This is a genomic window from Lentzea sp. NPDC036949, assembly GCF_055608075.1.
The window spans coordinates 38,009-64,261 of record NZ_JBVJRA010000004.1 but is presented as its reverse complement, the minus strand read 5'-3'; the positions used below and the strand labels follow the sequence as shown (position 1 = coordinate 64,261).

20 protein-coding genes are annotated in these 26,253 nt (G+C 72.6%); 13 read left to right on the top strand and 7 right to left on the bottom strand.

Annotation, left to right across the window (positions count from 1 at the left end; genetic code table 11):
- Positions 1–9 precede the first annotated feature (9 nt).
- On the bottom strand, positions 10–1,323 hold the full coding sequence (locus tag ACZ7CD_RS12675) for a cytochrome P450 (RefSeq protein WP_458429273.1): 1,314 nt from the start codon (positions 1,321–1,323) through the stop codon (positions 10–12).
- A gap of 162 nt (positions 1,324–1,485) precedes the next feature.
- Between ACZ7CD_RS12675 and ACZ7CD_RS12670 the strand changes: the two genes are divergently transcribed.
- The 5 genes from ACZ7CD_RS12670 to ACZ7CD_RS12650 all read left to right on the top strand — a co-directional run bounded on the left by ACZ7CD_RS12670 (position 1,486) and on the right by ACZ7CD_RS12650 (position 11,801).
- Complete coding sequence (locus ACZ7CD_RS12670) at positions 1,486–2,298, top strand: SAM-dependent methyltransferase (RefSeq protein ID WP_360386375.1); 813 nt, start codon at positions 1,486–1,488, stop codon at positions 2,296–2,298.
- A 105-nt stretch (positions 2,299–2,403) separates the two neighbouring features.
- Positions 2,404–4,524, top strand: a complete 2,121-nt coding sequence (locus ACZ7CD_RS12665) for a putative bifunctional diguanylate cyclase/phosphodiesterase (protein ID WP_470374404.1) — start codon at positions 2,404–2,406, stop codon at positions 4,522–4,524.
- Between the two features lie 190 nt (positions 4,525–4,714).
- The gene (locus ACZ7CD_RS12660; RefSeq protein WP_470378928.1) at positions 4,715–7,852 is read left to right on the top strand and encodes an ATP-dependent helicase; all 3,138 of its coding nucleotides are present in this window, start codon (positions 4,715–4,717) and stop codon (positions 7,850–7,852) included.
- A 198-nt stretch (positions 7,853–8,050) separates the two neighbouring features.
- Entirely contained in the window at positions 8,051–8,251 is a 201-nt protein-coding gene (locus ACZ7CD_RS12655; RefSeq protein WP_470378927.1) for a hypothetical protein, read from the top strand.
- A 190-nt stretch (positions 8,252–8,441) separates the two neighbouring features.
- Positions 8,442–11,801, top strand: a complete 3,360-nt coding sequence (locus ACZ7CD_RS12650; protein ID WP_470378926.1) for an ATP-dependent helicase — start codon at positions 8,442–8,444, stop codon at positions 11,799–11,801.
- A 53-nt stretch (positions 11,802–11,854) separates the two neighbouring features.
- Here the strand turns inward: ACZ7CD_RS12650 and ACZ7CD_RS12645 are convergent, their stop codons facing one another.
- Both ACZ7CD_RS12645 and ACZ7CD_RS12640 read right to left on the bottom strand, forming a co-directional pair.
- On the bottom strand, positions 11,855–12,394 hold the full coding sequence (locus ACZ7CD_RS12645; protein WP_197289137.1) for a hypothetical protein: 540 nt from the start codon (positions 12,392–12,394) through the stop codon (positions 11,855–11,857).
- A gap of 75 nt (positions 12,395–12,469) precedes the next feature.
- Entirely contained in the window at positions 12,470–12,850 is a 381-nt protein-coding gene (locus ACZ7CD_RS12640) for a DoxX family protein (protein WP_470378925.1), read from the bottom strand.
- Positions 12,851–12,912: 62 nt separating this feature from the next.
- Here ACZ7CD_RS12640 and ACZ7CD_RS12635 point away from each other — a divergent pair, with 62 nt between their 5' ends.
- The gene (locus tag ACZ7CD_RS12635; protein WP_470378924.1) at positions 12,913–14,322 is read left to right on the top strand and encodes a M20/M25/M40 family metallo-hydrolase; all 1,410 of its coding nucleotides are present in this window, start codon (positions 12,913–12,915) and stop codon (positions 14,320–14,322) included.
- Positions 14,319–15,359, top strand: coding sequence for a potassium channel family protein (locus ACZ7CD_RS12630; protein ID WP_360386391.1), 1,041 nt, complete (start codon positions 14,319–14,321; stop codon positions 15,357–15,359). Before ACZ7CD_RS12635 ends, ACZ7CD_RS12630 begins: the two co-directional genes overlap by 4 nt.
- Here the strand turns inward: ACZ7CD_RS12630 and ACZ7CD_RS12625 are convergent.
- Positions 15,331–15,759, bottom strand: a complete 429-nt coding sequence (locus tag ACZ7CD_RS12625; RefSeq protein WP_470378923.1) for a hypothetical protein — start codon at positions 15,757–15,759, stop codon at positions 15,331–15,333. The two genes, ACZ7CD_RS12630 and ACZ7CD_RS12625, sit on opposite strands and share 29 nt — an antisense overlap.
- 74 nt (positions 15,760–15,833) lie before the next feature.
- The gene (locus tag ACZ7CD_RS12620; protein WP_360386396.1) at positions 15,834–16,406 is read right to left on the bottom strand and encodes a single stranded DNA-binding domain-containing protein; all 573 of its coding nucleotides are present in this window, start codon (positions 16,404–16,406) and stop codon (positions 15,834–15,836) included.
- A gap of 79 nt (positions 16,407–16,485) precedes the next feature.
- Here ACZ7CD_RS12620 and ACZ7CD_RS12615 point away from each other — a divergent pair, with 79 nt between their 5' ends.
- Both ACZ7CD_RS12615 and ACZ7CD_RS12610 read left to right on the top strand, forming a co-directional pair.
- Entirely contained in the window at positions 16,486–17,154 is a 669-nt protein-coding gene (locus tag ACZ7CD_RS12615) for a response regulator transcription factor (RefSeq protein ID WP_053739297.1), read from the top strand.
- Positions 17,151–18,455 (top strand): sensor histidine kinase, encoded by a 1,305-nt coding sequence (locus ACZ7CD_RS12610; protein ID WP_470378922.1) that lies wholly within the window; start codon positions 17,151–17,153, stop codon positions 18,453–18,455. The genes ACZ7CD_RS12615 and ACZ7CD_RS12610 overlap by 4 nt, the downstream gene beginning before the upstream one ends.
- Before the next feature lie 32 nt (positions 18,456–18,487).
- Here ACZ7CD_RS12610 and ACZ7CD_RS12605 read toward each other — a convergent pair whose 3' ends face one another.
- Together ACZ7CD_RS12605 and ACZ7CD_RS12600 are read right to left on the bottom strand one after the other, a co-directional pair.
- Positions 18,488–19,387, bottom strand: coding sequence for a neutral zinc metallopeptidase (locus tag ACZ7CD_RS12605; protein ID WP_360386401.1), 900 nt, complete (start codon positions 19,385–19,387; stop codon positions 18,488–18,490).
- 15 nt (positions 19,388–19,402) lie between these two features.
- Positions 19,403–20,491, bottom strand: a complete 1,089-nt coding sequence (locus tag ACZ7CD_RS12600; RefSeq protein WP_360386403.1) for a neutral zinc metallopeptidase — start codon at positions 20,489–20,491, stop codon at positions 19,403–19,405.
- A 478-nt stretch (positions 20,492–20,969) separates the two neighbouring features.
- On the opposite strand from ACZ7CD_RS12600, the gene ACZ7CD_RS12595 reads away from it, so the two are divergent.
- The 4 genes from ACZ7CD_RS12595 to nudC are packed head-to-tail and all read left to right on the top strand — an operon-like array spanning position 20,970 to position 26,248.
- The gene (locus ACZ7CD_RS12595) at positions 20,970–22,610 is read left to right on the top strand and encodes a DUF2207 family protein (RefSeq protein ID WP_458429256.1); all 1,641 of its coding nucleotides are present in this window, start codon (positions 20,970–20,972) and stop codon (positions 22,608–22,610) included.
- A gap of 10 nt (positions 22,611–22,620) precedes the next feature.
- Complete coding sequence (locus ACZ7CD_RS12590) at positions 22,621–23,904, top strand: M16 family metallopeptidase (RefSeq protein ID WP_360386409.1); 1,284 nt, start codon at positions 22,621–22,623, stop codon at positions 23,902–23,904.
- The gene (locus ACZ7CD_RS12585; protein ID WP_470378921.1) at positions 23,901–25,289 is read left to right on the top strand and encodes a M16 family metallopeptidase; all 1,389 of its coding nucleotides are present in this window, start codon (positions 23,901–23,903) and stop codon (positions 25,287–25,289) included. The genes ACZ7CD_RS12590 and ACZ7CD_RS12585 overlap by 4 nt, the downstream gene beginning before the upstream one ends.
- Positions 25,286–26,248 (top strand): NAD(+) diphosphatase, encoded by a 963-nt coding sequence (gene nudC / locus ACZ7CD_RS12580; protein WP_470378920.1) that lies wholly within the window; start codon positions 25,286–25,288, stop codon positions 26,246–26,248. The genes ACZ7CD_RS12585 and nudC overlap by 4 nt, the downstream gene beginning before the upstream one ends.
- Positions 26,249–26,253: the final 5 nt, after the last annotated feature.

Here is a 26,253-nt window from a genome sequence, read left to right as displayed (position 1 = left end):
AACCTCCAACTAGCGGGGGACGACCTTCATCATCAGGTCGTTGGGGTAGGCCGCATTGGTGAACGTGGTGCGCACGGGCCGGTCCGGGACCAGCCGGTAGCGCGAGCAGACCGCCGCCACGACGACGGCGATCTCGGTCAGCGCGAAGTGGTTGCCGATGCACTGGTGGATACCGCCGCCGAACGGGACGAACGCGCCCTTCGGCAGCTGCCGGACGCGCTCGGGCGTCCAGCGGTCCGGGTCGAAGCGCTCGGGGTCGGGGAACTGCGCGGGGTCGTGGTGCAGGGTGTGCGGGCTGAGGATCACCTCGGTGCCCGGTGGCAGGCGGACGCCGCCGAGGTCGACCTCCTCGGCGGTGCGGCGCATGACGAGCCACAGCGGGTACTTCCGCAGCACCTCGCTCGCCACCTGGCCGACGTAGGTCAGCCTCGGCACGTCGTCGACCGTGACCGCGCGCCCGGCGAGCACCTCGTCGACCTCGGCCACGACCCGCCGCTGCACGTCGGGGTTCGCGGCGATCTCGTGGAAGATCCACGCCAGTGCGAGCGCGGTGGTCTCGATCCCGGCCGTCAGCAGCGTGATGACCTCGTCGAAGACCTGCTCGTCGGTCATCGGCTCGCCGGTCTCGGCGTCCCTGGCGGCCAGCATGGTCGACAGCAGGTCGCCGTGGTCGGCCGGGTCGTCGCGGCGGGCCGCGATGACCTCCTGCACGATCGCCCGCATCCGGTCGACCGCCTCGTCGAACTCGCGGTTCGCCGGGATGGGCAGCTTCTCCACGAACCCCGGTGACAACGCGCGCAGGATGCCGTTGCGGATGATCACGAAGACGGACCGCCGGGCCTCGTCGATCGCCCGCTGACCGATCTCGGTGGAGAACAGCGCCTCACCGACGATCGTGACGGCGAGGCCCTGCATGTCGGCCTCCAGCTGCCGCACCTCGCCCGGCCGCCAGCCGTCGACGACCTCGCGCGCCGCGCGGGCCATGACGGTGACGTAGCCCGCGATCCGGTCGCGGTGGAACGCCGGCTGCACCATCCGGCGCTGGCGCAGGTGGAACGACCCGCTGGACACCGCGAGCCCGTTGCCCACGAACGGGCGGAACTTGTCGTACATCCGGCCCTTGTGGAACTTCGGCGCGTCGGTGACCAGCACCTGGTGCGTCAACCGCGGGCTGGTGACGAAATAGGTGCGCATCGGACCCAGGTGGACTTCCACCAGATCACCGCGACCACGCAAATTCCCGGTGAAGGCGAATCTTTTCCTGAGCATTGGCAACGTGTGCCCGAGAAATGGCAGCCGACCGGGTGCCACCGGGACGGACATCATCGCTCCTCGCGACGTGGAAAGGATGGACCACCTTATGAGTCGTTCGGGTGAGGATGACAGTGCCCGTTCGGGTGGCGTGTGTTCACACTTGCGGCCTAATCGAGTGCGCTTCGTGCATGACTAAGCTTGTGCGTCCGCAACCTCAAGAGGGTGGTCGCCGTGGCCGACGAGAACTGGATCCCGCAGAGCGTGGACGTGTCCGTGCCCAGTGCGGCGCGGGTCTACGACTACCTGCTCGGCGGCGCGCACAACTTCGCGGTCGACCGCGTGATGGGCGACAAGGCCGAGGAGATGATGCCGCACTCGCGCAGCGCGGCCCGCCTCAACCGGGCCTTCCTGCGCCGTGCCGTGCGGTTCATGACCGAGCAGGGGGTGCGGCAGTTCCTCGACATCGGCTCCGGCATCCCGACCGTGGCGAACGTGCACGAGGTCGCGCAGGAGCAGGCCCCGGAGTGCCGGGTCGTCTACGTGGACCGCGATCCCGTCGCCGTGGCGCACGGTGAGCTGATCGTCGCGGGCAACGACCGCGTCGGCGTGCTGCAGGCCGACATGCGCGACCCGGAGAGCATCCTGAGCAGCGGCGAGGTCAGGCGGCTGCTCGACTTCGACCAGCCGGTCGGGCTGCTGCTGCTGTTCATGGTCCACTGGGTGCCGGACGACGCCGACCCGCAGGGGCTGCTCAAGCGCTACCGCGAGGCGTTGCCCGCCGGGAGCTACCTCGCGATCTCGCACATGGCCGGCGACCACGTCAACGACGAGGCCAGGGCCGTCACCGACCGGATGAGCAAGGCCGGCGGCGGTGACGTCGCCTATCGCGACCGCGCCGAGATCGAAGCCTTCTTCGGTGATTTCGAGCTGGTCGAACCGGGACTGGTCAAGTACGCCGAATGGCGACCTTCCGGTCCTGGTGACATCTCCGACGACCCGGCGGTGAACCGGATCGCCTTCGCAGGGGTCGGTCGTAAGTCATAGCCGATACCGATACGGTGATGTCGATTCACGTCGCCGGTTGAGGTGGGACCGACGGTGCGTGGCTAAACTGCCGGACACTCCGAGCCCGTGACGAGGCAGCCCCGAATGCCGAAGCCGAGTCGTGCACGTGACGCAACCCCGTCGCCCGAGGACGCCGTCCGGGCGCGGCTGACGCTCGCGCGCAAGTGGTCCTACCGGCTGCTCGGCACCGTCGTCATCCCGCGCGGCAGCCAGGAGCTCGACGAGGAGCTGAGCGGCCGGCTCGACGCGTTGTGCGCCCTGCTGCACGAGGAACCGTTCCGCGCGACGGCGGTCGAGCAGCTGGGCGCCGACCTGGTGGGCCTGGGCCACCTCGGGAAGGCCGGTCTGCGCTGCACCACCGAGGTGCTGGGCAAGGGCCTGCTCGCGCTGCCGGAGTTCCAGCCCGTCGAGCGGTACGCGGAACGGGTCGCGCTCGCCGTGGGCGCCCTCGGCGTCGGGTTCACCGCCGCCAGCACCGAGTCCGTGCTCTCCCAGCAGGAGGGCATGCAGAAGTCGTTGCTCAAGGCGGTCCGCGACGCGAACTGGAACCTCAGGGAGAGCGAGGCCCGCTTCAACGAGGTGGTCACCTCCTCGACCAACGGCGTGCTGATCGTCGACCTCGACGGCCGGTTGCTCCAGGTCAACGCCGCGATCGGGCAGATCCTCGGCAGCACCTCCGACGAGCTCACCGGTGTGCCGCTGCTCGACCTGATCCAGCCCGGTTTCACCGACATGCTGCGGGAGGCGCTCGCCGACCTGGCCGCCGGCGCCACCGAGCGGGTCCGGCAGTCGCAGCGGTTGCTGCGCAAGGACGGCGAGTCGGCGCGGGTGACGCTGACGGCGTCGTTGCTGCGCGGCGCCGACGACAAGCCGATGCACTTCGTCGTGGTGGTCGAGGACGGCACGGAGCTGGCGCTGCTGCAGGGCGAGCTCAAGCGGCAGGCGCTGCACGACGTGCTCACCGGCCTGCCGAACCGGCAGTTCTTCACGACCCAGCTGGAGATCGCGCTGCGCAAGTGCGACCCCGAGCACGGCATCACGGTGTTCCACCTCGACCTCGACGCGTTCGGCATGCTGCGCGACACCTTCGGCGGCCGGGTCGTCGAACGCCTGCTGCAGCACGTCACGCAGCGGCTGAAGGCGTTGCTGGCGGACGAGAAGGTCATGATCGCCCGGTTCGGCGGCGACGAGTTCGGCGTGCTGGTCGAGAACACCGCGACCACGCCGGGCATCGACGCCGTCATGCGCGGCATCAACGACGACCTCGGGCTGGAACCGACCTATGTGGACGGTCACGGGCTGGCGGTGTCGGTCAGCGCGGGCGTCGTGCACCGGCCGGCCGCCGACAGCGAGCCGCTCGACGTGCTGCGCTCGGCGGAACGCGCGCTGCGCAGGGCCAAGAAGGGCCGCCGCGGCCAGTGGGAGCTGTTCCACGCGGGCCAGGACGCCGAGGAACGCCGTGACGACGCGCTGGCCGTGGCGATGCCGAGCGCGTGGGAGGACGGCGAGATCACCGTGCGGTACCGGCCGGTCGTCGACCTGGTCGGCGGGGTGGTCAGCGGTGTCGAGGCCGCGCTGCACTGGGACCGGCCGGACGCGGGCGAGCTGGGCCACGACCGGTGCGCGGAGCTGGCCGAGCAGACCGGGCTGATCCTGCCGCTCGGCGAGTGGGCGCTGCGGGTCGCCGCCGGCCAGTCGGTGTGGTGGCGCCAGCGCGGCCAGTTCGACCGCGCGCTCGCGATGCGGCTCACCGCGCACCAGTCGGCCGACGCGGACCTGGTCTCGCGGGTCGTGGGCGTGCTCGACCAGGTGGGGCTGCCCACCGACCAGTTGATGATCAGCGTGCCCGGCTCGGTGCTGCCGATGGCCGACGCCGCGGACAACGTCGCCGTCCTGACCCGCATGGGCGTGCTGACGGCGATCGACGACTTCGGCCTGGGACCGCTGGACTTCGGCCTGCTCGCTTCCGACCTGCCGGTCCGCGCGGTGCGGGTGGCCCGCGGCCTGGTGGAGAACCGGTCGCCGTACGTCGCGGCGCTGCTGCCGTTGCTGCGGGAACGCGGTGTGTCGGTGGCGGTCGACGGGATCACCAGCGCCGAGCAGGCCGAGTGGTGGCGTGCGGCGGGGGCGAGCTTCGCGACCGGCGACCACTTCGGCGTGGCCCGTGCGGCCGGGGAGTTCCTGGAGGGCCTGCAGCCCCGGTGACCGGACGGGGTCGGGGTCACGTCCGATCGCCGGGGGAGTTCGTCCGAACCGGCTGCGCAGTGGCAAGGCTCACAACACCGTCAAAACGGGCTGAACCACCGCTCGCCGTCGAGGAGGTGGACGGCAGCGGTGGGTGCTCCGATCGGCGGGCGGGACTGATCTTGTCGGTGCAGCGTGGTGAAATCGAGGCGTGGCACTTCCACCCCAGCTGGTCCGCAGGAGACCGGAGACGCGTCCGCGTCCCCGGTGGGACGCCGCTGCGCAGCGGGTCTTCGCGCACGAGGGCTTCGTGCGCGTCCTCGGCGGCCCCGGCACGGGCAAGACGACGCTGCTGGCCGAGCTGGCCGCGCACGTGGTGCTGGAGCACGGCGCCGACCCGGAGAACGTGCTGGTGCTCACGGCGAACCGGCGCGCGTCCGTGGCGTTGCGCGCCCACGTCACGCGGCTGCTGACCGGGCGGTTCCCGACGGTCCGCGAGCCGCTGGTGCGCACCGTGCACTCGTACGCGTTCGCGGTGCTGCGCAACCAGGCGGTGCTGCTCGGCGAGCCGCCGCCGCGGTTGCTGTCCGGGCCGGAGCAGGACGCGATGGTGCGCGACCTGCTCGCCGGTGACGTCGAGTTGGGCGCTGCGCACTGGCCGGAGCGGTTGCGGCCGGCGCTGGAGCTGCCCGGGTTCGCGCACGAGCTGCGGGACCTGCTGCTGCGCGCCGCCGAACGCGGGCTGGGCCCGGAGGACCTGGTCGAGCTGGGCGAGCGGCACGGGCGCGACGAGTGGGTGGCGGCCGGGCGGTTCGGGCAGCAGTACGAGGAGGTGAACCTGCTGTCGGGGATGGACTCCGCGACGGCGTTCGCCCCCGCGCTGGACGCGGCCGAGCTGGTGGCGATGGCCTACGCGGCGTTCGCGACGGACGAGGACCTGCTGTGGGCCGAGCGGCGGCGGGTGCGGTACCTGCTGGTCGACGACGCGCAGCACCTCGACCCGATGCAGTACTCGCTGATCAGGACGCTGGGGTCGGGTGCGGCGCGGTTCGTTCTCGCCGGTGACCCCGACCAGGCGATCTTCACGTTCCGCGGCGCCGACCCGGACATCCTGCGGGACGTGCCGGGCGAGACGGTGGTGCTGGCGCAGTCGCACCGGATGCTGCCCGAGGTGCGCGACGCGGTGGCGCGGCTGGCCGCCCGGTTGCCCGGTGCGTCGCCGACGCGGTCGGTGCTGCCGGTCGACGGCGAGGGGACGGTGCAGGTGCGGCTGCTCGCCTCGGCCGCGCAGGAGGCCACGTGGGTGGCGGACCAGCTGCGGCGGTCCCACCTGGCCGATGAGGTGCCGTGGTCGCAGATGGCCGTGATCGTGCGGTCGGCCACGTTGTCGTTGCCGGTGTTGCAGCGCGCGCTGCTCGCCGCGGGCGTACCGGTGGCGGTGCCGTCGGACGAGCTGCCGTTGGCGCAACAGCCGTCCGTGCGCCCGTTGCTGGCCTTGGTGCGTGCGGCGGCCTCACCGTCCGTGTTGGACGAGGACGCGGCGGCGATGCTGCTGTCGTCGTCGTACGGTGGCGCGGACCCGTTGGCGCTGCGGCGGTTGCGGCGTGGTCTGCGGCGGCTGGAGATGGCCGCCGGCGGTGACCGGCCGAGCGGGGAGCTGCTGGTCGAGGTGCTGCTGACCGACGACCGGCTGGCCGCGCTGGAGGACGTCGAGTCGCTGCCCGCCCGCCGGATCTCGCACCTGCTGTCGTTGGCGCGCAAGGCGATCGGCCGCGGTGCGACGGTCGAGTCGGTGCTGTGGGAGCTGTGGACGGCCACCGGGCTGCAGGAGCGGTGGGTCACGCAGTCGGCGCGCCGCGGCGTGACCGGCATGCAGGCCGACCGCGACCTCGACGCGATCGTGGCGTTGTTCGAGGCGGCCGCGAAGTACGTCGACCGGTTGCCGGGCTCCGGTGTGGCCGGTTTCGCGGACTACCTGGAGTCGCAGCGGATCGTCGGCGACACGCTGGCCGCCGCCGCACCCGTCGGCGAGGCCGTGGCGGTGCTGACCGCGCACGCCGCCGCCGGCCGGGAGTGGGAGGTCGTCGCGGTGCCGGGGGTGCAGGAGGGCGCGTGGCCCGACCTGCGGCTGCGCGGCACGGTGCTGGGCGTCGAGCGGATGGTGGACGTGCTGGCCGGCCTGGAGCCGTCGGTGTCCGCGGTGGCGCCGATCCTGGCCGAGGAACGCCGCCTGCTGCTCGTGGCGGCGTCGCGGGCCCGGTCGAAGCTGCTGATCAGCGCCGTCCGCGGCGAGGACGAGCAGCCGTCGCGCTTCCTGGACGAGATCGAGTCGTCCGCCGAGGACGAGCGCAAGCTCCACCGCCCCCAGCGCGGCCTGGTGCTCGCCGAGCTGGTCGGCGAGCTGCGCCGGGTGGTGTGCTCGGACGCGGAGCCGGCCGACCGCCGTTCGCGCGCCGCCACCCAGCTGGCCCGCCTGGCCGAGGCCGGCGTTCCCGGCGCGCACCCGGAGTCCTGGTACGGCGTCGCCGCCGTGTCGTCAGACGATCCACTGTGGACGGAAGAGCAGAAGGTCAGCGTGACCCCCTCGACCATCGAGGTGATCACCAAGTGCCCGCTGCGCTGGGTCGTCGAACGCCACGGCGGCCAGGACCCGGCCGAGCTCGCCTCCGTCACCGGCACCCTCGTCCACGCCCTCGCCCAAGCCGCCGCCTCGGGTGCAGACGCCCGCGAGCTGCGCGTGAAGCTCGACGAGGCCTGGGCCGCCGTCGACGCGGGCGCCCCCTGGTTCTCCCGCCGCGAACGCATGCGCGTCGAGAAGATGCTGGACACGTTCCTCGCCTGGCTCACCATGACCCGCAGCCAGCTCACCCAGGTGGCGGTCGAGGAGGAGATGTCCGTCGAGGTCCCGAAACGCGACGGCGGCCCCTGGCTCCAGGTCCGCGGCCGCGTCGACCGCCTCGAACACGACGCCGACGGCCGCCCGATCGTCGTGGACATCAAGACCGGCAAGAACCCGGTCTCCCGCGACGCCGGCCAGGAACACCCCCAGCTCGCCGTCTACCAGCTGGCCACCTCCCTGGGCGGCTTCACGCACATCGGCCTCGGCACCGAACCGGGCGGCGCCCGCCTGCTGTACGTGGCCCGCGAGGACAAGAAGACCGGCGCCGTGGAACGCACCCAGGCCCCCCTGGACGAACAGGGCGTCCGCGCGTGGCTGGAGGTCGTCCAAGACGCGGCCGAGTCCGTGCTCGGCCCCTCGTACACGGCGCGCGAGAACGCCGACTGCGACCGCTGCCCGGCCCGCACCACGTGCCCGGTCCACCCGTCCGGACGCCAGGTGAGCGAGTAGGTGGTGAGGCCCGCCGGTGACCTGCACCTCCCTCCCGGCGCACCGCCGGGCGACCGCGTCCACCCGGCTGGTGCGGAGCCGTTCGGAGCAGGTAGGAAGATGTGCCGGTGACGTTGCTCAGCACCCCGGTCCGGTTCTTCGCCTCGTGCGCTGAGCCGCGCCTTGCCACGGGCGCATGCCGCGCGCGTGGTGGGCGGTGTGGGGTTGTTGGGTGGCGTGGGGCCGTTGGGCGCGCGGTGGGGGAACGACGTGTGGGTGCTGGGGGGCCTGCTGGCGCGGCGCGGCTCCCAGCGGCTGGCGCGCTGGCGCGCATGGGACGGCACGGAGCCGTCGGACGGCATGCGGGCGGTGAGCAGCGGCCGTGCGTTGGCCGCCGTGCGCGCGTTGAGCGCGGTGTAGTTGTCGGCTGGCGTGCGCGCGTTGAGCACGAGCCGTGCGTCGGGCTCCGTGCGCGCGTTGAGTACCGGCCGTGCGTTGGCCGCCGTGTGCCCGTCGAACACCATGCGCGCGTTGAGCACCGGCCGCGCGTTGACCGCCATGCGCGCGTTGATCGGTCTCGTCCCGCTCCCCACCCCACAGGCAGGCGGCCATGACCGTCAGCCCCTTCGAGATCGCCGAAGCCCTCGGCCTCAACAAGCCCACCCCTGAGCAGGCCGAGGTCATCGCCGCCCCCGCCCGCCCGGCCCTGGTCATCGCCGGCGCGGGTGCGGGCAAGACCGAGACCATGGCCGCGCGGGTCGTCTGGCTGGTGGCGAACGGGCTGGTCGAGCCGGACCGCGTTCTGGGCCTGACGTTCACCCGCAAGGCCGCCCGCCAGCTCGCGGACCGGGTGCGGGCGCGGCTCAGGCGGCTCGCCGGCTCCACCCTGCTCGACGACCTCGACCCCAGCGGCGAGCGCAAGATGGCGGTGTTGACCGGCGAACCCGTCGTGCTCACCTACCACGCCTACGCGGGGCGGCTCGTCACCGAGCACGGGTTGCGGCTCCCGGTCGAGCCCGGGGTGCGGCTGCTCACCGAGACCGCGGCGTGGCAGCTCGCGCACCGCGTCGTGTCGACGTGGGCCAAGGACCTCGACACCGACAAGGTGCCCGCGACCATCACCGGGTACCTGCTCTCGCTCGCCGGTGAGCTGGGTGAGCACCTCGTCACGCCCGAGCAGCTGCAGGACCACGCCGCGCGGCTCACCGAGCTCGTCGAGAACGCCCCCAAGGCGCCGCGGCAGCGGGACGCGTTGCCCGAGAAGCTCAAGGAGATCGTTGCGGCGCAACGGTTGCGGGTCGCGTTGCTGCCGTTGCTCGACGCCTACCAGCAGCGCAAGCGCAGGGAGGCGGCGCTCGACTTCGCCGACCAGATGTCGCTGGCCGCGCAGCTCGCCGGGTTCCCCGAGGTCAGCGAGGGCGAACGGGCCCGGTACGGCGCGGTGCTGCTCGACGAGTACCAGGACACCGGGCACGCGCAGCGCGTGCTGTTGCGCAGCCTCTTCGGTGAGGGCGCGCCGATGCCGGTCACGTCGGTGGGCGACCCGGCGCAGGCGATCTACGGCTGGCGCGGTGCGTCGGCGGCGAACCTGCCGCGGTTCGCGGACGACTTCCCGCCGACGACGAAGTTCGGGCTGCTGACGAGCTTCCGCAACCCGCCGGAGGTGCTGGAGCTCGCGAACGCGGTGTCGTTGCCGTTGCGGGAGGCCGGTCTCGACGTCGAGGAGCTCAAGGCCCGTCCGGGTGCGGGGCCGGGGGACGTGCGGCTCGCGCTGCACGCCGACATCCGCCAGGAGCTCGACTGGATGGCGGACAACCTCGCGGCGCAGTGGATCGCGCACCTCGACGCGGAGGGGGCGCCGCCGACCGCGGCCGTGCTGGTGCGGCGCCGGTCCGACATGGCGGCGATCGCCGCGGCGCTGCGGGAACGCGGGCTGCCCGTCGAGGTCGTCGGGCTCGGCGGGCTGCTCGACGAGCCCGAGGTGCGGGACCTGGTGTCCGCGCTGCGCGTCCTCGTCGACCCGCTCGCGGGCACGGCGGCCGCGCGGTTGCTCACCGGCTCGCGCTGGCGGCTCGCGGCGCGCGACCTGGCCGCGTTGTGGACCAGGGCGCGGGACCTGGCCGGTGTCCAGTCACGACAGTCCGCCGTGGACGATCCGCTGCTGGTGATCGCGGACGCGCTGCCGGGGGAGCACGCCGAGCAGGCCGGGCTCGCCGACGCGCTGGACGACCCCGGCAACCCGGACGCGTACTCGACGGACGGGTACCGGCGGATCCGCAGGCTCGGCGGTGAGCTGGCGGCGATCCGGCGCAGGCTCGACCAGCCGCTGCCGGAGCTGGTGGCGGACGTCGAACGGACGTTGCTGCTGGACATCGAGGCCATGTCGCGGCCGGGCATGGTCGGCCGCGCGCACTTGGACGCCTTCGCCGACGTCGTCGCGGACTTCGCGGCCGCCAGCCCGTCGGCGACGCTGCCGTCGCTGCTCGACTACCTCTACACCGCCGAGCACGCCGAGGACGGGCTGGAGCCGGGCGAGGTCGAGGTGTCCGAGGACCGGGTGCAGATCCTGACCGTGCACTCGGCGAAGGGCCTGGAGTGGCACATCGTCGCGCTGCCGCACCTGGTCAAGGACGTGTTCCCGGGCCGCAAGAAGTCGTCGTGCTGGCTCAAGGCGGTCACCGAGCTGCCCGCCGACCTGCGCGGTGACGCGCAGGACCTGCCCGAGCTGAAGCTCAGCGCCGGCCAGAACCGCAAGGAGGTCGACGAGGCCCTCACGATCCACGCCGAGGAGTTCGAGGACCGCAGGCAGGTCGAGGAACGCCGGCTGTTCTACGTCGGCGTCACGCGCGCCGAGCACAGCCTGCTGCTGTCCGGCCACTGGTGGGGCGAGGCGGGCGACAAGCCCAAGGGCCCCTCGGTGTTCCTCACCGACATGCACGCGGTCCTGCAGCGCGACAACGCCCCTGGCGACATCAGCGTCTGGGCCGACGAACCCGAGCCCGACACCCCGAACCCGCTCGCCGAGGACGTGAAGGCCGCGCAGTGGCCCGCCGACCCGCTGGGCAAGCGCCGTGACGCCGTCGTCGAGGGCGCGGAGCTGGTGCTGGCCGCGCTCGACCGGCTCCGCACCGCACCGCCGGAGCCGCTGCCGCTGATCTTCGAGCCGGAACCGGAACCGGAGACCCCCGCCGACGAGGACTACCCGCCACCGGACGAGCCACCGGACGAGGACTTCCCGCCCGAGCCGGAACCGCTGCCCGACGACGTGGTCCCCGACGACCCGGAGCTGCCGGAGGACGCCGACCCCGAGGGCTGGGCCGCGGACGTCGACGTGCTGCTCGCCGAACGGGCCGCCTCGATGAACCGGCGTGAGCAGGTCCTGCTGCCCGACCACCTGAGCGTGAGCCAGCTCGTCGAGCTCGCCAAGGACCCCGACCTGCTCGCCCGCAGGTTGCGTCGGCCGCTGCCGTTCCCGCCGAACCCGCTGGCCCGCCGCGGCACCGCGTTCCACACGTGGCTGGAGAACCGCTTCGGCGCCACCCGCCTGCTCGACATCGACGAGCTGCCCGGCGCCGGTGACGCCGACGCCTCGCCCGACACGGACCTGGACCGCCTCAAGGAGGCGTTCCTGAGCAGCCCGTGGGCCGACCGCACCCCGCACGACGTGGAGGTGCCGTTCGAGGCGGAGTTCGACGGGATCTCGGTGCGCGGCCGCATGGACGCCGTCTACCGGGACCCGGACGGCTGGACCGTCGTCGACTGGAAGACCGGCGCGGTGCCGGACGACGAGGCGCTGCCGGCGTTGTCGGTGCAGCTCGCCGCGTACCGGCTGGCGTGGGCGGCGCTGGTGCACGAGCCGCTGGAACGGGTGCGGGCCGCGTTCCACTACGTCCGGCACGACCACACGGTGCGCCCGGCCGACCTGCTGGACGAGGACGGCCTGAAGGCCCTGATCAGGACCGTGGGCTAGGCAGGACCGCGGGCTGACCGAGGACTGCGGGCTGGCTCAGGACCGGGTCTGGCTCAGGACTGCGGGCTGGTCCCGGCCGGTGCGTGCGAGGCCTTCAGCACGCGTTCGTAGAGCACTTCGAGCAGCCACCGGCCGAACAGCGACGGCCCGAACTCCGGTGAGCGGTCCTCCGGCGGCACCATCAGGTCGGCGGAGTGCTCGTCCGCGACCACGACACCGATGCCGTAGTAGTCGAGCTCGATGAACGACCACGCCTGCGACTCACCGGTCCGCGGCAACATGACCGCACACGGCGCGAGGGTCAGCAACGTGCCGCACGACTGGAGCGCCCGGTCCGTCGTCGACTCGCTGACGAGCACGCCGACCAGCTCCACGGCGGCAACGGGCAGGCGGTCGTGCGCGGCCGGCTCGAACCAGGAGCGGAACCACGACGGGTCCGCGCGCGGCGGCCAGCCGTTCTGGGTTCTCCACTCGTGGACCTCGGGCAGCAAACGCACCACCGCGGACACCTGCTGGCCGAGCACGGCGACGTCCGGAACGGCGACCCCGTCCCAGCCGAGCGCGGCCGCGGCGCGTTGCAGAAGCGTTTGCACAGGGCGCATCCTAAGGTTTCTCGCGCAAGAAATGACAGCGTTTGCCGACACCCCGCCACTCACCACCGGGGGTGGTCAGGGCGACGACTTCGCCACTTTCCACGCCCATGCCACAAGAGGGACCTGCAACGGCAGGCGACCGTAGGCAATTGCCTTGGCTTTGGGTGATTTGTCCCGGAAATCGAGAGCCATCTTCACATTTGCCGGGAACACCGCGACGAACAGCGCCGCGGCGGCGAGACCGCCGAGCCTGCGGGTGCCGGGTGCGGCGACGGCTGCCGCGACGGCGAGCTCGGCCGCGCCCGACGCGTACGTCCACTGCCGCGGGGTGCCGGGCAGCGCACGCGGAACGATCGCGTCGTAGTACTTCGGCCTGGTGAAGTGGGTTGCCCCGGCCAGCCCGAGCAGTGCGGCGAGCGCCAACGCCGATCGCGCTCGGGAACGGTTCGGTTCCATGCCGTCACCCTGTCATGCCTGCACCGCGTAGGCGAGCGCGGGCTGGCCTATTGTCCTGCGGCGTGGCAGGTGATTCTCATCATCCAGAACGGTCCGCGGTCGCCGCGCTGGCCGAGGAGTTCGTGGCCGGGCTCAGCGAGTGGCTGACCATCCCGTCGATCGGCGTCGACCCGGCGCACCACGCCGACGTGCACCGATCCGCCCGGTGGCTGGCCGATCGGCTCAGCGCCGACGGGTGGCCGCAGGTCGAGGTCTGGGACCACGGCCCGGCGCTGCCCGCGGTCTACGCGTGCTGGCCCGCCGAGGACCCCGGCGCACCGACCGTGCTGGTCTACGGCCACCACGACGTGCAACCGGTGGACCCGGTGGAACGCTGGCACCACCCGCCGTTCGAGCCCGTCCTCAGCGGCGACGAGCTGCGCGGGCGGGGTGCGAGCGACGACAAGGGCCAGGTCGCGATGCACCTGCTCGCGGTGAGGGCGCACCTGTCCGCGACCGGGCAGAATGCGCCGAGCGTCACCCTGAAGCTTTTCGTCGAGGGTGAGGAGGAATCGGGTTCCCCGCACCTGCGAAAGCTCCTCGAAGACCACAAAAGCGATCTCGGATGTGACCTCGTCGTGTTCACCGACACGGCATTGCACGATCGCGACGCACCGACGGTCAACACCGGGCAGCGCGGTGTTCTCGGCGGTGAGATCACGTTCTTCGGCGGCACCGACGACGTCCATTCCGGACGCGCGGGCGGTGCGGTCCCGAACCCGGCGACGGCACTCGCGCGGTTGGTCGCGGCGCTGCACGACGAGCACGGCCGCGTCCAACTCCCCGGTTTCTACGACGACGTCCGCGAGCCCACCGAACGGGAACGCGCCGACTACGCCGCGCTGCCGTTCGACGAGCGGAAGTGGCTCGCGGCCAACGGCGGCGGCGCGCAGGCGCTGTCCGGCGAACCCGGCTACACCACGTTCGAACGGCTCTGGGTGCGCCCGACCGCCGAGGTCAACGGCCTGTCCGCCGGGTACACCGGACCCGGCCTGAAGACGATCATCCCGGCGGCCGCGACCGCGAAGCTCAGCTTCCGGCTCGTGCCGGACCAGCTGCCGGAGAACGTCGCCGACCAGTTGCGCGAGTTCGTCGCGAAGCACACGCCCGAGGGCATCAGGGCCGAGGTCAGCTTCCGCGGCACGGGCGTGCCGCCGTACGCCATCAGCCCGGACGACCCGGCGAACGAGGCCGTCCGCGAGGCGTTCGAGCTGGCCTTCGACCAGCCGGTGCGGTTCGCGCGGGCGGGCGGGTCGGGGCCGGCGGCGGTGCTGCAGGCGTGGCTCGGGGTGCCCCTCGTGTACCTCGGCGCGACGTTGCCGGATGATCGCGTCCACGCGCCGAACGAGCGCGTAGTCGTGCCGTTGCTCCTCAAAGGCGCGGAGGCGGCCGCTCACCTGTGGCGGATGCTCCCCGAGAGGTTGACCCGATGAGCCTGTCTGACGAGGCCTCGCACTCGCTCGTCGGCGTGGTCAGGATGCCGGACCAGGTGCAGAGCCCGGTCCGCGCGATCCTCAAGCGCGTCGTCGGCGCGATGGCCGCGTTGCTGCTCGCGGTGCTGATCGTCTACCTGGACCGCGACGGCTACCGCGACGTCAACGAGGACGGCGTCTCGCTGCTCGACGCGTTCTACTACGCCACGGTGTCGCTCTCCACGACCGGCTACGGCGACATCACGCCCGCCTCGTCCACCGCGCGGCTGGTGAACGTCCTCGTCATCACGCCGCTGCGGGTCCTGTTCCTGATCGTGCTGGTCGGCACGACACTCGAAGTTCTCACCGAGCGCTCCCGTCAGGCGTTGCGCATTCAGAAGTGGAGGCGGGTCGTGCGGGACCACGTGGTGGTCGTCGGTTACGGCACCAAGGGGCGGTCCGCGGTCGCGGCGCTGCTCGGTGACGGCGTCGACCCCGGTTCGATCGTCGTCGTCGACACCGTGCAGGAGTCGCTCGACGCGGCGACCGCCAAGGGGCTCGTGGTCGTGCACGGCTCCGGTACGCGCAACGACGTGCTGAGGGTCGCCGGCGCGGCCCGTGCCCGCGCCATCGTCGTCGCCCCGAACCGCGACGACACGGCCGTGCTGATCACCCTCACCGCCCGCGAGCTCGCACCCAAGGCGCAGATCGTGGCGTCGGTGCGGGAACGGGAGAACGAGCACCTGCTCAAGCAGTCCGGTGCCGACTCGGTCGTCGTGTCGTCGGAGACGGCCGGCCGCCTGCTGGGCATGGCCACCGCGACGCCGTCCGTGGTGGCGATGGTGGAGGACCTGCTCACGCCGGACGCGGGCCTGGCGATCGCCGAGCGCGACGTCGAACCGGGCGAGGTGGGCGGGTCGCCGCGGCACCTGTCCGACATCGTGCTGGGCGTCGTGCGGGGCAAGACGCTGTACCGCGTCGACGCACCGGAGGCGGACGCGATCGAGCCGGGTGACCGGCTGCTCTACGTCAAGAAGGTGACCCCGGCCGGGGAGTAGGGAGCACGGCCGGTGCGCGCAGCGGCGCGTAGCGGAAGAGGAACGCGTAGAAGCCGCCCGCCAGCGCTGCGAGGCACAGCAGCAGCGCGGTGAGGCGGCTCGCCATCGGCATCCCGGCCGGGACCGAGGCCGCTGACTGGACCGTGCCGGTGTTCCCCGCGGACATCACGACCTCGACGGTCTCGCCCTTGCGGTGGCCGCACCCGTCGAGCTTGGCCTGCTCCTTCCGGCCGTCGGCGTCCCACTCGACGGTGTCCATGCCCTGGCCGCAGGAGCCGCTCCCGACAACGGTCGCGGTCACCCGCCTCGGGGGCTCCGCCGCTCCCAGGACCCTGGTGGGCACCAGCAGGGCGACCGCGACACCGATGCCCACCAGTCCTACGACCAGCAGGATGAACACCCATCTGTCCGGGCTTCGCGGAACCGCCACACTGCGATGTTCGCAGACGCGGCGGCCCGCGTGGGAGACCGGTTTTATTTCGGCAGCTGACGCAACTGATCGACCTTCACGGTCTTGCCGTCGGACACGGTCCCGGTCACCGCGACGAGGTCGCCGTTCTTCGGCTTCTCGTTCACGGCGGACAGGTCCAGCGGCGTCTGCAGGCCGTCGACCTGGATCAACGTGGCGTTGTCGCCGTTGACGTCCTTGACCGTGCCCTGCGCGCGCGCCTTGGCGAGGGCCACGTTCAGCGCCTTGCCGTCCTTGGCCCGGACGGTCACCCGCTGGTCGGTCTTGAGACCCGCGAGGTCACCGCCGCGCAGCTTCGTGCCGCTGTCGGTGGTCAGCGACACCTCACCGCCGTCGTCCCTGGTGATGGTGAGCTTGCCCGTCTCGACCGCCTTGACCCGGCCGACCACGAGCGTGCTGTCCTTGAGGTTCTGCGCCTTGTCCCGGCCGTGGCCCTTGCCGGGGCCGCCGGGGTGGCGCTCGGCGAACGCCGCCGGCGGGCCGTCGGGGTTGTCGGCCGCCGTCGCGACCGCGATGCCGCCGACGGTGAGCCCGGCGGCCGCGACGAGGGCGCCGGCCCACGCTGATTTCTTCGACATGCGCCCAGCGTGCGCGCGAAGCCTGAATCTGAGCTGAAGGTGGGTCGCCGACTTCGCGGATGATCAGCAGAATGGGGAGGTGTCCGCCAGGGTGTTGGTGATCGAGGACGCCGAGGCGATCGGCGCCGCCGTCTCGTCCGCGTTGCGCGAGTCGGGCTACGAGGTGCAGCACCGCCTGGACGGGCGCCAGCTGGAGGCCGACCTCGGCCGCTTCCGCCCCGACCTCGTGGTGCTCGACGTGATGCTGCCCGGCCGTGACGGCTTCCAGCTGCTCGAGGTGATCCGCCGCGCGTCCGGCGCGGGCGTGGTGATGCTGACCGCGCGCGACGGCGTCCCCGACCGGTTGCGCGGCCTGTCCGGCGGCGCCGACGACTACGTGGGCAAACCGTTCGTGCTGGCCGAGCTGGTGGCGCGGGTGTCGGCCGTGCTGCGCAGGCTGGGCCGCACGCCGTCGACGGTGCAGGTCGGCGACCTCGTCGTGGACGCCGACGCCGGTGTCGTGATGCGCGCCGACCAGCCGATCGAGCTGACCGCGACCGAGCTGCGCCTGCTCGTGTACCTGGCCGCCCAGCGCGGCCGGGTGGTGTCGAAGACGCAGATCCTGACCGCCGTGTGGGGCTACGAGGACTACGACCCGAACCTGGTCGAGGTCCACGTCTCCGCCGTGCGCCGCAAGCTGGAGGAGCACGGACCGCGGCTGGTGCACACCGTGCGCGGCCTGGGGTACGTGCTGCGGGCCGAGGAGTGAACCTGCGCCCGGCGTCCCTGCGCACCGTGTCGCTGCGGCGGCGCGTGGCCGTGTCGGTGCTGCTGGTGCTGATCGTCGTGATGGTCGCGCTGGTGATCTCCGTCGACCGCACCTTCGCCCAGCAGTCCACGAAGGACCTCGGCACGGTGGCCATGGAGACCGAGAACCGCGCCGTGCAGATGTTGCGCAGCGGCCGCCCGCCCCGCCAGATCGCGAAGGACCTGTCGCGCAACAACATGCGCGTGAAGCTCCGCTTCCCCGACGGCCGCGAGTTCGGCGAGACCCCCGACGAGGCCTCACCGGGCCGCCGCGAACGGACCGTGCAGGGCGTGAAGATCACCGTCGACGCCGACTACGGCGCCATCTCGGCCGCCCAGGGCCGGTTGCGCAAACTGCTGGTGCTGCTCGGCCTCGGGGCCGTGGTGCTGGTCGGCGCCCTGCTGTTCTTCGTGGTGCGGCGGGCACTGGCCCCTCTGGACGCGATGACGTCCCTGGCCCAGGCGATCGCCGCCGGCCACCGCGGCGGCCGGTTGAACCCCTCGCGCACGGACACCGAGCTCGGCCGCACCGCGGCGGCGTTCGACGGCATGCTGGACTCCCTGGAGGGTTCGGAGCTGCGCACCCGCCGGTTCGTCGCCGACGCCGCCCACGAGCTGCGCACCCCGATCACCGGCGTGCAGGCGGTCGCCGAAGCGCTGGTGCAGGCCCCCGTGGACTCACCGGACCGCGACCAGATGTCGTTCCTGCTGGTCCGCGAAGCCCGCAGGGCCGGCCGGCTCGTCGACGACCTGCTCGCCCTCGCCCAGCTCGACGCCGGCTACGAGATGCAACGCGAACAGGTCGACCTGCTCGCGCTCGCCGAAGCCGAGGTGGCGCGCACCCGGTTCGTGGCACCGGACTTCGACATCGCAGCCGAAGGCGTCTCCGCGGTCGTCGTCGGGGACGGGCAGCGGCTGGCCCAGGTGCTGGCCAACCTCGTGGACAACGCCCGGCAGGCGACCGGTCCACACGGGACCGTGCGGATCCGGGTGGACCTGACCGGGTTCACCGTCTCCGACAACGGGCCGGGGGTGCCGGACGCGGAACGCGAGCGGATCTTCGACCGGTTGGTGCGGCTGGACGACGCGCGGGACCGGCGGTCAGGGGGGTCCGGGTTGGGGCTGGCCATCGCTCGGGGGGTTGTGCGGGCGCACGGTGGGGAGTTGAGCTGTGAGCCGGCCAGCGGCGGGGCGGTGTTCCGGGTCGTGCTGCCGAGGGCAGAGGGCACGCCTGCTGCGCAGCCCTCGGCCCAGCCGGGCTGAGGCGCCTCGCCTTCGGCTCGGTCGGGAACCGGTCAGGAGACCTGCGCGGGCGGAGCCGCGAACGTGTTGCAGGCCGAGGTCGAGTTCGCCGTGAACCCCGCACCGGCCCACTGGGCCTGGTTCTTCGCGGAACCGTGCGCGTTGTCCTCCGGCTTCTCCTCGATCGCGTACTGGAAGTCCTCCTGCGCCTGCCTGGCCAGCGACGGGGTGACCGAGCCGCGGCCTGAGACGGCGGTGAGGAACATGCCCGCGAAGCAGTTCGCCTGGAGTTCGACGCGGCGCGACATCTCCAGGCCCGCCGGGGTCCGCTCGCCCGCGTCGGTGATCTTCAGGTCGGCTGCGCGCAGCAGGCCGGTGAGGGCCTGGACGTGGTGGCCGTACTCGTGGGACAGCGTGGCGAGGTGGGTGGCCGGGGCCTCGCCGCCGCCGTTGGAGCGCAGGCGGGAGGTCGGCATGTAGATCGTGTGGTTGCGGCCGCAGTAGTAGGCGACCGCGTGGTCGGACTCCGGTGCGGCGCCGCAGGGGCCGTCGTGCAGGACGGGGGAGGCGTCCAGGAGGGGCTTCTCGAACGGCATGTTCGCCGCGGTGAGCAGCGGGCCCCAGGCCGCGTCGAGGCAGGCGACGCCGGCCGCGTAGTAGGCGGCCAGGGCCGGGTCGGAGGTGCCGAAGCGCGGGAGGTCGCAGGTCACCTCGGCCAGCGGCGTGGGCTTGAGCAGCAACGGGTGGTCCGCCAAGCGCAGGACCGCGCGCGGGCGGATCGGGGTCGAGGGGTCCGTCGTCGACGGTTGGGTGAGCGGGCGCGAGGACTCGGCCAGTGCGCGGCCCGCGACGACCTGCGGGCCCGTCAGCTGGCCGATGCCCAGGACGAACGCGACCACCAGCGCGAACACGCCCGCGAGAACGAACGGGTTGTTCCCCGCCGGTTGGGTCACGTGGTGCGCCTTTCGCTAGGAGACGTACTGGGCCTGCGACGCCCAGGTGTTGCACTGCGACGCCTGGTTCGACGAGTAGCCCTGCCGCACCCAGGCCGCGTTGTTCTGCGGTGTGCCGTGGTCCTTCGTGGGGTAGATGTCGTAGTCACCCCGGTTGCCCGCGTCGTTGAGGCCCGTCTGGATCACGTCCATCGGGACCGCGCCGTGGGACAGCGGTGCCAGCGTCATGCCGCCGAAGCAGGTCGCCTGCAGCTCCATCCGGCGGTTCAGGTCGAGGCCCTTCGGAGTATCCCACCCTCCCGCGTCGTACTGCGCGCGGTCCGAGGCCTTGAGCATGCCGGTGAGCCACTGGATGTGGTGGCCGTACTCGTGGGCGAGCTGGCCCAGGTACTTGCCGGGGTGGTTCGGGTTGTTCGGGTTGCGCTCGGAGGCGTAGGCGTTCGCCGTCCAGTAGATGCCGCCCTGGCAGTAGCGGGCGGTCGAGTCCGGGCGCACGGTGCCGCACGGGTACTGCACCGACTCGGTCACGATGTGCAGCTCGACGGGCTGGTACGGCATGTTCGCCGCCTGCATCGCGGGCTTCCACATCGCCTCGATGCACGGCAGGGCCGCGCGCAGGTAGCGGTCCTGGCCAGCCGGTGAGTAGTCCATCGCGGGCAACGGGCAGCTCGCCAGGCGGTTCGCGCCGATGTTGGGCTTCAGGAACGGGTGGTCCGCCAGTGCGTACACGGCCTTCGGGCCCACGGGCGTCGACTGGGTCGACGGCGCGCGTGACGGGGCCGACCGAGACGGGGCCGTCGTTCCCGTCGTCGTCTCCGCGGTGGGCTCGTTGCTGAACGTCGGGCTGTAGGTCGTGTAACCCGAGTAGCCCGCGTCCTTGACCTTGCTGTTCAGCGTCGCCGCGAACAGGCCGATCGCGCCCAGGCCGAGGATCACCACGCCACCGAGCACGAGGGCCACGATCGGGCCGTTGCTCTTCTTCCGCGGCGGAGGCGGATACGCGCCGTAACCGCCCCACGAGGGCTGCGGCGGCGGCATGACCTGGCCGGGAGGAGGCCCGTACGGACCGGGCGGCGGGCCGTAGTGCCGCGGCGGCGGGCCCATCGGGCCACCCATCGGTGCCGGGCCCATCGGCGGCGGCCCCTGAGGTGGCGGGCCTTGGGGCGGCGGGCCCTGGGGCGGCGGGCCCATTGGCGGTGGGCCCTGCGGGGGCATGCCGGGCGGTGGCCCGTAAGGCGGACGCTGCGGTTGCCCGAGCGGTGCGGGCATGGGCGGCGGGCCGACCGGGCGCGGCGGCGGCCAGTTGCCCGGTGGCGGTGGTTGCGTCATCGCCTGAGGTCCCCCCAACGGTGAGCCTGGGTCGGTTACGAGCATAGGCGGACGGGATCTGCACGTCCCCCGACCGGGCTAACGCGTCCCGCCCACCTCTGTGGGACGCGTCGCACGGGTGTCGGTTCACGTGCCGTCCGCCGAGCTCGTGTCGCAGGCACGGCGGTGGTGCCGTCATCGTCGGAAATCCCCCGGATGGCGCCTGGTGCGAACAGCGCCAGAGCTTATGGGGACTCCGCTATTGTCCGCAGCCGTGTTGAAAAACTGGGGCCTGGCGCTCTTCGCCGCCACCGCGCTGGCCACCGCGGTGCCCGTCGGCGCGGCGGCCGGTGCGCTCGCGCAGCCGCTGCCGGGGACCGTCAGCACCGAGGTGCGGATGAAGCTGGAGCGCGACGCGCGGCTCTCCGTCACCGAGAAGGTCCACGTGCCGGACGGGAAGACCGTCAACCGGACCGTCCCCTTGCGACTCGCGGTCGGCAACGACCTGGAGCGCCAGTTCACGATCACCGACGCGAAGGTCGAGGGCAGGGGCAGCGCGACCGTCAGCGGGGACGAGCTGACGCTGCGCCTGGAGGGCGGCGACGCCACCGTCACCTACACCGTCGGGGGCGCGGTCGCCCCCGTCGGCGACGCGCTGGAGGTCCGCTGGCAGGTCGCGGGCGGCTGGGACGTCGAGCTGGACAAGGTCTCCGCCACGTTCTCCGCGCCCGACTCGCCGACGTCGGTCAACTGCCTCGCCGGCCCGGTCGGCTCGTCGCAGCCGTGCACGAGCGCGGACCTCGCCGACGGCAAGGGCGTGCGGGCGCAGGAGATCAAGCTCGCCGCGGGGGAACGCGTCGACGTCGCGGTCGGGCTGGCCGCCGGTGTCGTGCCCGCGAACGCCGTCGTGGTCGAGTCCTCCGGGCTGGCCGCCGCGTTCGCGCTCACCCCGGTCAGCGGTGCCGCGCTCGGCGGGCTGCTGCTGCTCCTGTTCGGCGGCGTCGCCCTGCTGTGGTTCCTGCGCGGCCGGGACGCGGCGGCGCTCGCCGGTGACGTCGGCGCGGTCAGCGTGCTGGTCCGCGACCAGAACGACCGGGTCGCCTTCGCTTCACCCGATGGTGTGCTGCCCGGCCAGGTCGGCACGGTCGTCGACGAGCACGTGGACGTCGTCGACGTGACCGCCACCGTCATCGACCTGGCCGTGCGCAACTACCTGTGGATCGCCGAGACGAGCCAGGAGGGTGGTTTCGGCCACGACTGGCAGATCGTGCGCCGCAACCCGGCCGACGCCTCGCTGTCGGGCTACGAGCGGGCGGTCTACGAGGCGCTGCTGCCCGCCGGCGCGGACGCGGTGACCGTGTCCGAGCTGCGCGGCCGCGGCATCGACCTGGCACTGGTCCGCGACCGCCTCTACGCCGACGTGGTGGAGAAGCGCTGGTTCGCCCGCCGCCCGGACTCCGAGCGCAGCCTGTTCTGGTGGGTCGGTGTCGTGGTGGCGGCGCTGGGCGTCGTGGCCACGGTCGCGCTCGCGCTGACCGTCGGCAACGCCCTGTTCGGCCTGGCCGTCGCGGTCGCCGGCGTGGCGCTGGCGTTCGGCGCCCGCTCGATGCCCGCCCGCACCAAGCGCGGCAGCGAGCTGCTGGTGCACGTCCGCGGCCTGCGCGGGTACCTGCACGGCGTGACGCCGGACGACGTGCCGGAGGAGGACCGCGAGCTGGTGTTCTCCCGGTCGCTGCCGTACGCGGTGGTGCTCGGGGAGACCGAGCGGTGGCTCGCGACGTTCGGCCGGCAGGACCTCTACTGGTACGGCGGCGCGACCGACTTCCGGCGCAGCTTCCCGGCGTTCCTCGGGGCGCTCGACGGCGTGCTCGCCCAGGCGGGCCACCTGCGATCGCTCCGGGCGCCGAACCCGTAGGCTGGCGGGCATGGCCTCACCCGAACTGCACAGGTTCACGTTGCCCAACGGCCTGCGGGTGGTGCTCGCCCCCGACGCCAGCGCACCGGTCGTCGGCGTCAGCGTGCACTACGACGTCGGCTTCCGCTCAGAACCCGAGGGGCGCACCGGCTTCGCGCACCTGTTCGAACATCTCATGTTCCAGGGCAGCGAGAGCCTGGAGAAGCTCGCGCACTTCCGGCACGTGCAGTCGTCGGGCGGCACGTTCAACGGGTCGACGCACCCGGACTACACGGACTACTACCAGCTGCTGCCCTCGGCGGCGCTGGAGCGCGCGCTGTTCCTCGAGGCGGACCGCATGCGCGCGCCGAAGCTCACCGAGGAGAACCTCCGCAACCAGATCGACGTGGTGAAGGAGGAGATCCGGCTCAACGTGCTGAACCGCCCGTACGGCGGGTTCCCGTGGATCCTGCTGCCGCCGGTGCTGTTCAAGACGTTCGCCAACGCGCACAACGGCTACGGCGACTTCGTCGACCTGGAGAGCGCCACGGTCGACGACTGCGCGGAGTTCTTCGACACCTACTACTCGCCGTCCAACGCGGTGCTGACGGTCGCGGGCGACCTCGACGTCGAGGCCACGAAGGCGTTGGTGGAGAAGCACTTCGGTGACGTGCCCGCGCGGCCGAAGCCGGAGCGGCCCTCGTTCGCCGAGCCCGCGCCGCAGGGCGAGGTGCGCCACGAGCACGGCGACGCGCTGGCCCCGCTGCCCGCTATCGCGATCGGCTACCGCGTGCCCGACCCCGGCACCGACATCGACGGCTACCTCGCCTACCTGGTGCTCGCCGGCGTGCTGACCGACGGCGACAGCTCCCGCCTGCAGCAGCGCCTGGTGCACCGCGAGGGAATCGTGATCGACCTCAACGCCGGCTGCGGCCTGTTCGGCCCGCTGGAGGCGCGCGACCCGGACACGTTCAGCATCACCGCGATCCACACCGCCGAGGTCTCGCCGGACCAGGTCGTGGCCGCGATCGACGAGGAGCTGCAGAAGCTCGCGCAGGAACCGCCGTCGGTCGAGGAGCTCGCGAAGGTCACCGCCCGCTGGGCGTCGACCATGCACAAGGAGCACGACCGGCTCACGAATCGCACCCTGGGCCTCGGCTCGGCGGAGCTGCTGTTCGGCCGCGCCGAGCTCATCTACGAACTGCCCGAGCGGATCGCCTCGGTGACCGTGGACGAGGTGTCGGCCGCCGCCAAGGCGCTGCGCCCCGACGCCCGTGCACTTCTCTTCGTCAAGCCCACCGGAGGAACGCAGTGACCGCCGCGAAGACCCACCGCTCCGCCGAGGAGATCGGGCGTACCGAGACCGGTCCGCGCCCGCTGCCGGAGCTGGGCGCGCAGAAGGTGGCCGCCGAGCTGTCCACTGTGGACACCACGCTGCCGAACGGCCTGCGCGTCATCGCCGTGCAGCGCGCGACCGTGCCGATGGTCGAGGTGCGGCTGCGCGTGCCGTTCGCCGACCCGGCCGAGTCCGGCAGCGGCTCCACGCACGCGGCGCAGGCGGAGATCCTCGCCAACACCGTGCTGACGGGCACCGCGAACCGCAGCCGCGTGCAGATCGACACCGAGCTCGCGCTGGTCGGCGGCGAGCTCGACGCCGTGGTCGACCCGGAGCGACTGAGCTTCACCGGCAACGCGCTGGCCACCGGCTTCGGCACGGTGCTCGACGTCCTGCGCGACGTGCTGGCCAACGCCTCCTACCCGGCCGAGGAGGTCGAGCGCGAGCGCGGCCGACTGGTCGAGCGCATCACGATCGCCCGCTCGCAGCCGAACGTCATCGCCCGCGAGGCGTTGCAGCGCGTGCTGTACGGCGACCACCCGTACGCCAAGGAGATGCCGGAGGCCGACGAGGTCGCCGCCGTGTCCCGCGACGACGTGCTGGCGTTGCACCGCAAGGCGTTGCTGCCCAAGGGTTCGGTGCTGGTCGTCGTCGGCGACGTGGAGCCGTCCGAGGCGGTCGCGCAGATCGGCGCGGCGCTGGAGTCGTGGGCCGGTGACGGCGAGGCCGTCCAGCTGCCGCCGCTGCCGCGGGTCGAAGGCGGTGACGTGCACCTGGTGCACCGCGCCGGTGCCGTGCAGTCGCAGATCCGGCTGGCCGCGCAGGCCATCCCGCGCACCGACGAGCGCTACCCGGCGCTGCAGCTCGCGAACCTGGTCTACGGCGGGTTCTTCTCCTCGCGCCTGGTCGAGAACATCCGCGAGGACAAGGGCTACACCTACAGCGCGCGGTCGCACCCCGAGTTCACGGTCCACGGCGCCACGCTGCTGATCGACGCGGACACGGCGTCGGAGGTCACGGCCGCGGCGCTGCTGGAGACCCGCTACGAGCTGGCCCGCCTGGGCATGGTGCCGCCGTCGGAGTCCGAGGTGGACGTCGCGCGCCGGTACGCCATCGGGTCGCTGCTCACGTCCACGTCGTCGCAGGGCGGCCTCGCGTCGTTCCTGGTGAACCTCGCCGGACTGGGCCTGGACATCGACTGGCTGGTCGCCCACCCGCAGCGGCTCGCGGCCGTCACGCCGGAGCAGGTCGCGGCGGCGGCGCTGGAGTTCTTCGCCCCCGGCAACTTCACCGGTGTGCTGGTCGGCGACGCCGAGCAGCTCGCGCCGAAGCTCCGGGCGCTGGGAGGGGTCCGGGTTCCGTGAGCTTCGACCTGGTCGGCCTGCCCGCGCTGTCGCGGGCCGCGGTCGACCGCACCGAGCCGGTGCGCGGCGACGAGGAGCAGATCGCCGCGCTCTGGCCGAAGGCGCGCATGATCGTGGTCGACACCAGGGGTCGCACCCTGGTGTCCGGCCGCGGCACGAGGGTCGTCGACCGGCCGGCCACCGACTTCGGGGACAGGCCGCCGCTGAACGCCGTGCTGCTGGGTGTGCGGGACGACGTGGCCTACTGGGCGGTGCCGGTGCCGGTGCCGGCCGAGGACGACGCCGCCCCCGTGACGCCGCGCGCGTGGTCGGCGCCGGAGCTGACCGACGAGCCGCAGTGGCTCGACCTGCGCCAGGCCGGCGCGACCCTCGACGACATGTCGGCGGGCCTGTTCACCACGGCGGCGGCGCTGTTCCAGTGGCACCGCCTGGCGAAGTTCTGCGCCAAGTGCGGCTCGCCGACGGTCCCGGCCAAGTCCGGCTGGCACACCGCGTGCTCCGGCTGTGGCCGCGAGGAGTACCCGCGCACCGACGCCGCCGTCATCTGCCTGGTGCACGACGGCGCCGACCAGGTGCTCGTCGCACGCGGCCCGGAGTGGCCGGAGGGCCGGTTCTCCGTGCTGGCCGGGTTCGTCGAGGCCGGCGAGTCGCTGGAGGCCTGCGTGGCCCGCGAGGTCCTCGAAGAGGTCGGCGTGGCCGTGCGGGACATCCGGTACCTGGGGTCCCAGCCGTGGCCGTTCCCGCGGTCGCTGATGATCGGTTTCGAGGCGGTGGCCGACCCCGCCGACCCGCTGCTGCTCGCCGACGGCGAGATCGCCGAGGCCAAGTGGGTGTCGCGGGCGGACGTGCGCAAGGCGATCGAGGAACCGGGCAGCGTGCCGGGTCTCGGGCTCGCCGGTGGCGCGTCGATCGCGTTCCGGATGTTGCAGTCCTGGTCGGGCGCCGGCGCTTCCTCGTGAGCGGG